Raw genomic sequence first — 12,512 nt, forward strand, 5'->3', positions numbered from 1 at the left:
TAGTGAATAGATTTAGAAAAGGAAGAAATCACCCGTACATAGTTTTTAGAGTTACATGAAAGTTGTATTGACATTTGAGATTATCTGCTTTACTATGTGCTTATACATAGTAAACATATAATAAATATATGATTGAAGAAAGGAGGTATATAGATGCAACAGATTTTAGATTACTTAAAAAATAATTGGAATGATCTCTTGAAACTGACCGTTCAACATCTGGATATTAGTTTGATTTCTATTATCTTTGCAATGATTATAGCAATTCCGTTAGGGATTTTCAGCACACGATGTAGAAGCTTAACGAAATTATTCAAAGGAATATTCGGGACGCTTCGAATTATACCGAGTTTAGCGATTTTGGTTCTATGCATTCCAATTATGGGAACCGGTCTGAAACCTGCAGTGACAGCATTAGCGATTTTGGCTATACCGCCTATTTTAATCAATACTACCTTGGCATTTCAGACTTTACCCGAACCTGTACTAGAGACAGCGTTTGCCATGGGGATGGGGAGATGGAGGACGTTCTTTACTGTGAAATTTCCCTTGGCATTCCCACTAATATTTGCCGGTGTAAAAACGGCAGTTGTAGAAGTAATCGCAAGTGCAACGTTGGCTGCTTATATCGGAGCGGGTGGACTTGGAAGTCTTATTTTTACTGGGCTTGGATTAATGAGATCGGACTTATTGATTGTTGGAGGAGCCTCGGTTGGTATTCTGTCCTTATTATCCGGATATCTACTGAATATGCTGGATCGTCGACTTACAAGGTATAAGAACCCAGGTAGATAATAAAAATTAATTTTTACGCCTCATTGAAGGCAGGAAGGGAGAATTATATGAAACATTATTTAGGAAAGAGTTTATCAATTGTTTTAGCATTAATATTAGTAATAGGAGCGTTTGCCGGCTGCACAAAGAAAGCAGAAGATAACGCAAATAAGGCAACAACCCCAGCAACTACGTCAGCTGCGGAGCCAACCAAAGCAGATACCAAGAAGGATACGGAGATTAAGATTGGCTCAAAGGATTTCACAGAGAATCTTGTTTTAGCAGAGATTTATGCATTGGCGCTTGAAGATAAGGGCTACAAAGTAAAAAGAGTATTTAACCTTGCAAGCGCCGTAGTTCATACAACACTTATAAGCGGAGATATTGATTTATATCCGGAATATACAGGAACCGGTTTACTCTCTATATTAAAGCTTCCTTTAGAGACAGATCCTCAGAAGGTATATGATAAAGTAAAGGATGAATATGCAAAGCAGTTTAAATTAGTATGGCTTGATTATGCTCAGGCAAATGATGGTCAGGGTCTTGTGATTTCAACGAAGGCAGCGAATGAATACGGTATCAAAACAATCTCTGATCTTCAGAAGAATGCAAGCAAATTAAGATTTGCATCACAGGGTGAATTTGATACCCGTGAGGATGGTATTCCTGCTTTAACGAAAACCTACGGTGATTTCAAATGGAAGTCCTCCAAGGTTTATGATAACGGATTAAAGTATCAAGTATTAAAGAATAATGAAGCTGATGTTGCAGTTGCTTATACAACAGAGGGTCAATTAGTAGATAACACATATACTTTATTAGAAGATGATAAGCATGTATGGCCTCCATATAATATCGCACCTGTAATTCGTAAAGAGGTTTTAGACGCTAACCCTGATATCGCAGATATCTTAAATGGTGTTGACGCTAAGATTGATACTAAGACAATTACAGCATTGAATGCGAAAGTAGATGTTGATAAACAAGAATTTGAAGAAGTGGCAAAAGAATATTATGACTCAATAAAATAACAAAATAAGAGAAAAACTTATGAAATTATTAAATGAGCCAGTAATCAAACAGTAAAATTAAGCTACTGATCCATTACTTGGGTTAGCGGCGGAGTGGAGATAGTTACAATGATAAACCAAACATTCATAGATAAGTTTCAAATACCGGAGGTTGCATACCCCTTCATAGACCGAATCTTTCTTCCGGAGGAAATCGAATTCGTTACGAAAGTGAACGCAACGATTTTTACAAAATCAGATGTAGAGGCATTGTCAATTGAAAATGCCGACGATTTTATAAAACGAAGCTATCACAGGGGAATCATATCGATTGTTGATGAGGAAGCAGGAACTTACAAAATATCCGATTTTTACGGTAGGCTTGATATCTTTTCCATATCAGAAACAAACACCTACAGAAGCTTTCCGAAAGAGGATAGAGTAGCGCTGGATCAATGGTATTTTGATGCTTACTATGAAGGTTTATCGAACGATCCAAACGAAAGACCGACACAAGATGAAATCCTTCCCCTTAATAAAGTGCTAGATTTTATTGAAGAGCAGGAGCGTCCCGTTTACCTGAATTATTGTGATTGCAGAAGTCTGGGCGGGGATTGCGAATTGCCGACCAGAACCTGTATCACATATAGAAATGGTGTTAACTCCTTTGTCCATCGAGGTCTTGCAGAGGAAATTACGAAAGAGAAAGCAAAAGAAATCGTTATTCAGTCAGATCAATCAAGACTTATGCATACGGTGAATCCGAATGGAATCTGTAACTGTTGCGGTGACTGTTGTTATTTATTCAGAGCACAGCAGAGGAGAAACAGTAGCGGCTTTTGGCCGAAAACAGAGCAAGTAATTAATCTGGATGGTGGTCGATGCATTAAATGTGGTAAATGTATTAAAGTCTGTCACTTCGGGGTTTTCCATAAGGAAAAAATCGTATTGGCAGATCAATCAAAATGTATTGGCTGTGGAATATGCGTACAGCCGTGTCCGACCAATGCATTAACGTTGTTAGAAAGAGCACAGGTCAATGATTAAATCGTGTGCAGGAATGAGGGTAAAGAATGAGTATTGCAGCTGAATTTATAAACTTAAACAAGCGTTTTCCGAAGGCAAATTATAATGCGCTCGATGATGTGAATCTGAGTATCAATGAAGGAGAATTGGTTACTATTCTGGGTACCTCGGGGTGCGGAAAAACCACACTGCTTAAAATGGTGAACCGTATTTATGAGCCTGACAGTGGCGAAATCAAACTATTTGGGAAGAACATCAAGGAGATGGATCCGGTTAAGCTCAGAAGAGAAATTGGGTATGTAATTCAGCAGGTTGGGCTCTTCCCTCATATGACAATATATAATAACGTAGCCACGGTACCGAAGATTCTTGGATGGGATAAGGAAAAAATCAGAAGTCGCGTAGAGGAACTATTTCAACTGGTTAATCTGGATTATAAGGAATTTAAGGATCGATATCCTGCACAATTATCCGGTGGACAGCAGCAAAGAATCGGTCTTGCAAGAGCGTTAGCGGCGGATCCGTCATTAATGCTGTTAGATGAACCATTTGGCGCAATTGATGCGATTAACAGGGAGAAGCTTCAGGATGAATTGATACGAATCCACGAGGCTTCCAAAAAGACATTCCTATTTGTAACACACGATATTAATGAAGCATTTAAGTTGGGAACACGGGTTTTGATTATGGATAAGGGCAGAGTGAAACAATTTGCGACCCCATCAGAGATCGTTAAAAATCCTGCAGACGAATTTGTTCAAACATTACTTCGCTCAGCCGGAAAACAGTACATAGAGCTTGACGGAGGGGGGATTTGATGCTTACCTACTTTGTAAGATATCATGATAAGTTATTTGCAGCGCTGGGAGAACATTTGAAATTGGTAGGCACTACGTTGCTGATTTCAATTATATTGGCTTTTATAATTACCATAATCATTGTAAGATCTGAATTATTATCCAATATTGTTATTCAGATATTTGGTGTGGTTTATTCTATTCCAAGTCTTGCATTGTTTTCTCTTCTAATCCCATTAATGGGAATTGGAGCCAAGACTGCAATCTTTGTATTGGTTCTCTATAATCAATTTTTGCTACTGCGTAATAATATTGCAGGATTAAGAAGCGTTGATCCTGCGGTACTCGAGGTGGCAAAGGGTATGGGTATGAGTAACTGGCAAAGGCTGTATAAGGTAGAATTACCATTGGCGCTTCCGGTTATTATGGCAGGAATCCATCTGTCAGTTATATCGACCATCGGCATAGCAACGATTGCAGCAACGATCCATGCCGGAGGACTCGGCAGAATACTGTTTGACGGATTACGAACAATGAATACCAACAAGATTATATGGGGTACGATTTTCTGTGCAGGAATAGCATTAGTGGCTGATATATTACTTAGACTATTAGAAAAAATTCTTTATAAAAAGGCGGGATATCAAAATGAGTTATGAAGCATATAAAGACAATTCACTGGGCTTTACAACCAGACAATTACATGCCGGGTATAATCCGGCGGAGCATTATCGCTCAAAAGCAGTTCCAATCTATCAGACGGCTGCTTTCGAACTGGGAGATTTTGATCGATGTACTCGATTGTTTGATTATTCAGAGGAAGGTCATTCCTATGTTCGTTTTTCGAATCCCACCAATGATGTTCTTGAAAAAAGAATTGCGTCCCTTGATGGAGGAAGTGCTGCTCTGTCATTAAGCTCCGGTATGGCTGCGATATCAAATACCTTTTTGAATCTTGCCAAGGCCGGTGATGAAATTGTTGCAGTTCAGACTCTGTATGGAGGTAGTACCACTCTGCTGAATAAAATTTTACCGGAATATGGAATTATCGGACGATTTGTAGAGGATGAGAATGATATTGAATCCTATAAGAAGGTTATTAACGATAAAACCAAAGCAATCTATATCGAAAGTCTTGGGAACCCGGGAATGAATATTGTTGATATCGAAGCGATTGCGAATTTGGCTCATGAGAACGGAATTCCGTTGGTAATCGATAATACCTTTGCAACACCATATTTGCTTCGAGCATTTGACTATGGTGCTGATATTATTTGCTATTCCGCAACAAAGTATCTTGCAGGTCATGGTACCATAATCGTTGGACTTGTTGTGGAGAAGGGTGACTTTAATTGGTTGAACGGAAAGTTCCCTCAGTTTGAAGATTTCTATGAGGAATATAGAGACTCAATTGGTGAAGAGGTGCTGAAAAAGACAATCTTTACAAAGCGCTTAAGAATCAGATACTTAACTGATTTGGGGTCCCATCTATCTCCGACAACCGCATTCTATCTAATGCAAGGGATGGAAACACTATCACTTCGTATGGATCGCCATACCGAGAATGCCCAGAAGGTAGCGGAATTTTTGACGACCCACCCTCAGGTACTATCTGTGAATTATCCGGGGCTTCCGGATTCACCGTATTATGAATTGGCGAAAAAGTATTTCCCAAAGGGACCGGGAGCAATCCTTTCCATCCGCTTAAAAGGAGGGCTGGAGGCTGCAAAAACCGTATTAGAAAAGGTTCGTGTATTTGATTATATGGTAAATGTAGGAGATGCCAAATCATTGATTGTGCACTCTGCAACCTCCACTCATTTTGGTCAAACCACAGAGCAAAGATTGAAAGCGGGGGTATATGAAGATACCCTGCGTATATCAGTTGGAATCGAGGATGCCATTGATTTGATTGAGGATCTGAAGCAGGCTTTGGATGCAATCGAAGGATAAATAATGTAGTGTTTCTATGAAAACAGATTTGGAATAATTGCTTCCGAAATTTCAGCTTATATTAATAAGGTTAAGGACAGTGCAAAATCATTTGTGCTAGGTTCTTAACCTTTTTTATTTGATAGAGGGATGTTAATATCATGTGTGAAGATTATGGATAAATACATAGAGGAACACTCTGTTTTGATTGACATTCAAAACAAATCAGATATGATATAGATAGAATGATTGTACTACTACGTACTTTATCTAAGCATAAGTGTCTTATGCTAGAATAATGTTCATAATACATATAAAACATTATATGTGAATATTACCGATAACATTTTAAATTATTGCACTTAAGTGTTGGTAGATAACAAGGAGATAGAATGGCGAGACCGACAAAATGGAGAAAAATTGAACATATCCCTGCAATTCCATACTTTATTCCATCGGACAACGATATTGCCGAGATCCCAGAGAATAGCCTAAAGTTGGAAGAGCTGGAGGCGATTCGCCTTAAGGATCTAGAAGGACTTGAGCAAGAGGAATGCGCTCAGCGTATGGAGGTATCCAGACCTACCTTTCAGAGGATTCTGTTATCAGCAAGAGAGAAGATTGCAGATAGCTTAATTAATGGAAAGATGATTCATATAGAAGGCGGTAACTTCACACGTAATATATGTCCGATTAAATGCTTAGATTGTGGGAAGGAATGGAAGGAAAGCTGTGAGAAGCTGGAGATCATAAAGAAGGGTCAGTATGCCTGCCCAAGCTGCGGATCTGTCAGCGTGGTTTGTGAGAAAAACTGCAAGGGTAGAATGTGTCGTAGAAATTGCCCGAGACGAAATGAAGAAGAATCTAATTAGATAACTTATTAAAAATAAATATAACGGAGCTGTTACAAGATACGAAATATTTTGAAACAACTCCATTTTTCGGTTAGTGCTGGCATTCCTGTCCATGCTCGTGTTTATGTCCTTGACCATCTCCGTGATTATGTCCACCTCCATGATGGTGACCATGATTATGTTCCTGTCCATGCTCATGGCACATAACACCAGAATCAGTTATTTTACCTTCAAGCCAAGATGTTGCAACTTCCTGCACATTACCGGAACAACCACGAATTACCTGAATTCCGGAACGTTTAAGAACATTTACAGCACCGTCACCCATATTACCTGCGAGCATGAGCTCAACTCCCATAGTAGATAACGTTTGTGCTATGTCAGATTTGCAGCCGCAACCAACCGGTGAGGAGATAACCTCTTGACTGGTAATTATTTTATCTTCAATGGTTAATATGGTAAAGTATTCGCAGTGGCCGAAATGACCATCGATGTTATTGTCTCTGGTTGGTAAAGCAATTTTCATAATGTTCGCTCCTTTTTATTTGTTAGTGGTTTGGTACCAAAAGCACTTATCATTAATAATAGCCATCAATATGCATAAGAATATGTTGCATTAAAAATTGTGAATTACATATTCTTAAGGACTATGTTTTACAATTTATTTGAATATTAATATATGTGCATATTGATGAGTACTCTTTAAAAAGTGATTTAGATGCCCTAACGTTAATTGATATTAAAATAATACATATATTATTAGCATATGTCAATAACTATTATGAGCATATGCTACAAATAATTATATTCGCAAAGACAGAATTGAGCATACTCAGACAGGAATAGATTAATATTTTTTGATAAGATTGAAATGCAAGGAGATGATAAAGATGGAATGGATTAAGACCTTAAATCAAGCGATTGACTATATGGAGAATAACATATCAAGAAGTATAGCCAGTGAAGATATCGCCAAACATGTATACCTTTCAAACTTTCATTTTCAGAGAGTGTTCAGTCTTTTAACCGGACTTACGGTAGGGGAGTATATGAGAAACCGGCGATTGTCATTAGCCGGTCATGATCTAATTAGCGGGAATGATAAGATTATCGATATTGCTTTGAGATATGGATATGTAACGCCGGAAGGTTTTACGAAAGCATTTACCCGGTTCCATGGTGTAACACCGATGGAAGCGAAAAAACAGGGAACGGTCATAAAATCATTTAATCGCCTTGTATTAAAAATCAAATTGGAAGGTGGAAATTGTATGGATTACAGAATCGAGAACAAGAATGCATTTGATGTGGTGTTAATGACTAGGCTATTTAATCAGGAGACATCTAGTGTAGAGATTCCAAAGTTTTGGAATGAGTATATGAGCTCTGGGTTAGAAGAGCAGGTTTGCGGAATGTTTGGTATATGCTTTGAGGATGATCGCTCTGACGATGAGTGGAAATATGGAATTGGTGCAGAGAAGGAGTATGTACATGAGATCCCAGAAGGGTTTGAGGTACTGACGATACCCGCTCATACTTGGGCTGTCTTTCCCTGCGTCGGTGCTATGCCTCATGCAATACAGAATTTATGGATGAAGGTATATAGCGAATGGCTTCCTGCTTCGAATTATGAATTAATTCCTGATTATACAATTGAGAATTACGAAGAAGGAGATGCTACACAAGAAGATTATGTATGTGAAATATGGCTTCCGGTTAAGGAAAAGACTAGATAATAAAACTTTAACAAAAAGTGTAAATTGACATAGAATAATGATTATGATAGGATGATTTAAGTAATGAAATCTTGAAGGAGGATAAGCAATGAATGGTTTCGGGTACACGCCAATATGTAGCAGTAGTTGTATATCAAAAACACATATTTTTGAATATAACGGGATTACTGCGCTTATTTTTAGGTAACCATTCTGATTATCCATATAATAAATGCAGTAACTCCCACGGAGCTGTTGTAAAATAAGAATTTTTAGGGCTAAGATATTTGCTTCGCACAGGTGGAAAGGCAATATATCTTTATTCCTACAAATTATTTATTTTGTAACAGCCCCTTTTACGTGTAAAAATAAATTAATAGAGGAGTTACAATATGAAATTACGATATAAAAATAATATGATATATAGCTACATCTTTCGGTTTTTTAACAGTTTTGATTTATCAAGTGCAATCTGGGTGCTGTATCTCGTACAAAAAGGGTTGCCGCTCTGGCAAATTGGAGTATTAGAGGGTTTGTTTCATGTAGTGAGTTTCGTAAGTGAAATTCCAACAGGGGCAGCGGCGGATCTACTAGGTAGAAAAAAGGTGATGATCCTCAGCAGGTTGTGTCACACAATTTCAGCAATTATTTTGCTATTCTCAACGGGATTTTGGGAGTTTGTAATTGGATTTACTTTTTCAGCATGGGGTTATAATTTATTGTCCGGATCAGAAGAAGCATTTGTATATGATAGCTTAAAGTCGATGAAACAGGAGAAGACTTATCTCAAAGTAAGCGGGCGATTAGAAGTAATACTTAATATTGCACAAGGGATTGCTACATTAGTAGGCGGCGTTTTAGCACAAGCATCGTTTTATTACTGTTATGCAGCAGCTGCATTCATCAGTGTTCTATCACTCGTTCCGTGCTTTTTATTAAAGGAACCTGTATTATTAGAAAAGAAACAGAAGAAAAAAGTGTCATTAAGAGGGCATTTTGCTGACAGTTATCATATCATTAGGAAAAATCCTAAGGTTTTTGAGGTCATTATATCTTATTCTGTTATATTTACAATCTACATGATTACATATTTTTACGGACAAAAGTATTTTGCAGAATTAGGGTTGAATAAAATACAAATTAGTATGATTATGACGGTAACGATGGGAACCTCCTGTATCGGTGCTTTGTTATGTCATAAGGTGAAAGAATTATTTAAAGAATATACAAAGCTATTTGCACTATTTATTATTGGACTCGGAGCGATTGGTTTGGCATTTGGGAATATTCTGTTATCAATATTTTGCTTTAGCTTTATGGGGTTTGCCAATACCTTGCTATATCCAATACAATCCGATACCCTAAATCGTCTGATTCCTTCAGAATATAGAGCAACTATCATATCCGTAAGTAGTATGGCTTATTCCTTATTTATGTTGTTATTATTTCCGGTGGTAGGAGCAATAGCGGACAGAATTGGCCTAAATACAGCATTCGCCGGTCTTGGAGCGATTGTTGTGACATGTAGTATGGGGGTATGTGGTAAGAGATTGTTCAAATATTCTTCACATAATAATCAAGGATGCAACACACCTTGAGTATAAAATAAAGCTGTAAATCGATAGAAAGGAATAGGAAGTTATGAATGAGAATGAGTTTATCGATAAGCAGTTTCTAGCATTAGGGACGATTAATGATATAAAGATTTATCAAAAGGCTGATGAAAAGGTTTTACAAAAAGCGATTGATCGGGTTTATGAAATTGAGGAAAGAATGTCCCCCTTTCGACCCAACAGCGATATAAGTAAAATCAATCAGAATGCAGGCAAGGGACGGATACAAGTACATCAGGATACCTTTGAAGTATTAAAAGCAGCCGCTCATTACGCAAAATTATCAAAAGGCACATATGATATGACAGTCAGACCACTTGTAGAGTTGTGGGGAATTGGAAAAAAGGATAGTTACATCCCCTCCGAAGATGAGATTAGCAGCGTGATAAAGCTGGTCAATTATAAAGATATGCTACTCAAAAAAAGAATCAGCACAGTGGAGCTTAAGAAGGAAGGACAAAAGATAGATCTCGGAGGAATTGCAAAAGGATATGCTGCGGATGAAGTAAAGCGAATACTTATAGAAAATAACATAAAGAATGCAATGATTAATCTGGGAGGTAATATACTGACCATGGGCTGTCGCAAAAAGGATGAGCGCTGGAAAATCGGTATACAAAATCCGCTTTCCCCAACCGGAAATTATCTGGGCATCTTGAGCGTAGCGGAGAAAACCATAGTGACCTCGGGAAGCAATGAACGCTTCTTTATGAAAGATGGGAAAAGATATCATCATATATTGGATCCGAAAACAGGGGTTCCGGCCGAGTCACATCTATTAAGTGTTACGGTAGTGTGTAACTCCTCGATGGAAGCGGATGCTCTGACAACCGCATTGTTTGTGATGGGTCTTGAACAAGGATTAAAATTCCTTAAAAGACTTAATGCAGAAGCAATCTTTATCACAAGTAATATGGGGATTTACCTGACCAAAGGTTTGAAAGAGAAGTTTAAGATTGCTTAGGGCATATTTGTGCCTGCGACTAAAAGATTGCAGAATGTGAGAAAGGGCATGATTACTATAATGAAGAAAAAGATATATTATACTGGAATATTACGCAACATAACTCAAATGATTTTCTTTATCCTTTTACCGGGGCTTTATGTGAATGCATTCCTTGGAATTAAGGTACTTTATCAGGGATTACTAAACCATAATTTTAGCGTTACTGCTTCCTTTCCCATGATGATCAGTGCGATTTCAGTGATACCACTGACATTGTTTTTTGGACGATTTTTCTGTGGGTGGATGTGTGCCTTTGGAACCTTAGGCGATTTGATGTATTATATTGGACGAAAAGTGTTTAAAATTAAATATAACTTAAATGAGAGGATGGACAGTGCTTTAAAATATGTGAAATATTTTGTATTTGTACTTATATTTTTCTTAGTTTGGAGTTTGGATAATGTAAATATTAGCAAATATAGTCCATGGGATGCTTTCGGAAGCCTGCTTAATATTCCGCATCTTCCGGATTTCTCCTATGTTATTACCGAAATCACAGTCGGATTCATACTGCTAGTTATAATCATGATTGCCTCTATGTTTATTGAACGATTTTTCTGTAGATATTTTTGTCCGATGGGAGCAGTGTTTGCTATTGTTTCAAATCTAAAGCTAATTCGTATAAAAAAACCCTCTGCGCAATGCGGAAAATGCAAAGCGTGTACGAAGCATTGTCCAATGGGAATCCCATTATATTCGACAAACAGAGTGGATTCAGTGGAGTGTATTGACTGTATGAAGTGTGTATCGGTTTGTCCTAGAGATAATGTGAGCGTGAACTTAGTTGCCAGTCCGGCAAATCCAGCTGTAGTTGGTGCATTAGCAGTGACGGCAATGAGCGGAATCTACTATATCAGTACATTTGCAACCGATACTCCCTCTCCATTGATTGGTACTACTACAACAGAACAGACAAAAAATAATGTTAAAAATAGCCCTTATGCAGATGGAACATATCAGGGATCAGGAACTGGATTTCGTGGTGCCACCACTACTGTGTCCGTCACGATAAAAAACGGAAAGATTAATAATATCGAAACTGTTTCTTCTGGAGATGACGCGCCTTATTATAACAGTGCTTTTCAATATGTTACAAGTAAGATTATTGATGGACAGGATGCTAATGTGGATGGTGTATCAGGAGCAACCTTTAGTAGTAATGGAATTATGGACGCTGTATCAAATGCACTTGACCAGGCTGAGCAGGCAAAGGAAGGCAATGCAGTGCAAAGTAATATTACCCCTACGGAAGGTGCTGGTTCACTTCCAACAATTGCTGAAAGTGTGGATTCGAATGACTCTACAGATGAGAAAGCTTCAACTAATATTACGAAAAGTGATGAAAACGGGGCATCTTCCGATGAAGGTACATTGAATTCTGATACATCTGACACAAATAATACTTCAACTACTGTAAAATACAAGGACGGAACTTACAAAGGATCTGCTTATGGATTCCGCCATGGTATTACGACCGTATCAGTAACAGTAAAAAATAATGAGATTAAGGATGTTGCGATTGTATCCAATGAAGATGACGCTCCTTTTTTTAACAGTGCTTGTGATACGATAATCGGAGAGATACTGGATAACCAGTCTGCCAAAGTGGATGCAGTTTCCGGAGCAACATATAGCAGTAACGGAATCATGAATGCAGTAGAGGATGCTTTAAGTAGTGCCGCGACGAATCAGGGTTAACCGGAAAATTCAAAAACTTTCCAATATATACTTGACAAATGGTTAGGAACTCTTTATAATTTTAAAACATATAATACATATATA

12 protein-coding genes are annotated in these 12,512 nt (G+C 37.9%); 11 read left to right on the plus strand and 1 reads right to left on the minus strand.

The features are described from left to right. Window positions 1–153: 153 nt before the first annotated feature. From AC6IWN_RS03020 to AC6IWN_RS03050, 7 genes are all read left to right on the plus strand, one after another. On the plus strand, window positions 154–795 hold the full coding sequence (locus AC6IWN_RS03020) for an ABC transporter permease (protein ID WP_497990896.1): 642 nt from the start codon (window positions 154–156) through the stop codon (window positions 793–795). A 47-nt stretch (window positions 796–842) separates the two neighbouring features. Continuing rightward, entirely contained in the window at window positions 843–1,808 is a 966-nt protein-coding gene (locus AC6IWN_RS03025; RefSeq protein WP_497990897.1) for a glycine betaine ABC transporter substrate-binding protein, read from the plus strand. Between the two features lie 108 nt (window positions 1,809–1,916). Then, entirely contained in the window at window positions 1,917–2,834 is a 918-nt protein-coding gene (locus tag AC6IWN_RS03030; protein ID WP_497990898.1) for an ATP-binding protein, read from the plus strand. Between the two features lie 26 nt (window positions 2,835–2,860). Beyond that, complete coding sequence (locus AC6IWN_RS03035; protein ID WP_497990899.1) at window positions 2,861–3,631, plus strand: ABC transporter ATP-binding protein; 771 nt, start codon at window positions 2,861–2,863, stop codon at window positions 3,629–3,631. Further along, window positions 3,631–4,269, plus strand: a complete 639-nt coding sequence (locus AC6IWN_RS03040) for an ABC transporter permease (RefSeq protein WP_497990900.1) — start codon at window positions 3,631–3,633, stop codon at window positions 4,267–4,269. The genes AC6IWN_RS03035 and AC6IWN_RS03040 overlap by 1 nt, the downstream gene beginning before the upstream one ends. Continuing rightward, window positions 4,259–5,563: an O-acetylhomoserine aminocarboxypropyltransferase/cysteine synthase family protein gene (locus tag AC6IWN_RS03045; RefSeq protein WP_497990901.1), complete on the plus strand. Its 1,305-nt coding sequence runs from the start codon at window positions 4,259–4,261 to the stop codon at window positions 5,561–5,563. The genes AC6IWN_RS03040 and AC6IWN_RS03045 overlap by 11 nt, the downstream gene beginning before the upstream one ends. 371 nt (window positions 5,564–5,934) lie before the next feature. Then, window positions 5,935–6,414: a DUF134 domain-containing protein gene (locus AC6IWN_RS03050; protein WP_497990902.1), complete on the plus strand. Its 480-nt coding sequence runs from the start codon at window positions 5,935–5,937 to the stop codon at window positions 6,412–6,414. A 73-nt stretch (window positions 6,415–6,487) separates the two neighbouring features. On the opposite strand, the gene AC6IWN_RS03055 is transcribed toward AC6IWN_RS03050, so the two are convergent. Then, window positions 6,488–6,922: a NifB/NifX family molybdenum-iron cluster-binding protein gene (locus AC6IWN_RS03055; protein ID WP_497990903.1), complete on the minus strand. Its 435-nt coding sequence runs from the start codon at window positions 6,920–6,922 to the stop codon at window positions 6,488–6,490. A 364-nt stretch (window positions 6,923–7,286) separates the two neighbouring features. On the opposite strand from AC6IWN_RS03055, the gene AC6IWN_RS03060 reads away from it, so the two are divergent. The 4 genes from AC6IWN_RS03060 to AC6IWN_RS03075 all read left to right on the plus strand — a co-directional run bounded on the left by AC6IWN_RS03060 (window position 7,287) and on the right by AC6IWN_RS03075 (window position 12,428). After that, the gene (locus tag AC6IWN_RS03060) at window positions 7,287–8,132 is read left to right on the plus strand and encodes an AraC family transcriptional regulator (protein ID WP_497990904.1); all 846 of its coding nucleotides are present in this window, start codon (window positions 7,287–7,289) and stop codon (window positions 8,130–8,132) included. A gap of 371 nt (window positions 8,133–8,503) precedes the next feature. Continuing rightward, the gene (locus AC6IWN_RS03065) at window positions 8,504–9,709 is read left to right on the plus strand and encodes an MFS transporter (RefSeq protein ID WP_497990905.1); all 1,206 of its coding nucleotides are present in this window, start codon (window positions 8,504–8,506) and stop codon (window positions 9,707–9,709) included. A gap of 43 nt (window positions 9,710–9,752) precedes the next feature. Next, the gene (locus AC6IWN_RS03070) at window positions 9,753–10,688 is read left to right on the plus strand and encodes an FAD:protein FMN transferase (RefSeq protein WP_497990906.1); all 936 of its coding nucleotides are present in this window, start codon (window positions 9,753–9,755) and stop codon (window positions 10,686–10,688) included. A 48-nt stretch (window positions 10,689–10,736) separates the two neighbouring features. Next, entirely contained in the window at window positions 10,737–12,428 is a 1,692-nt protein-coding gene (locus tag AC6IWN_RS03075) for an FMN-binding protein (protein WP_497990907.1), read from the plus strand. Window positions 12,429–12,512: the final 84 nt, after the last annotated feature.

The sequence above is a fragment of the Variimorphobacter sp. HTMS_6 genome (assembly GCF_059717775.1).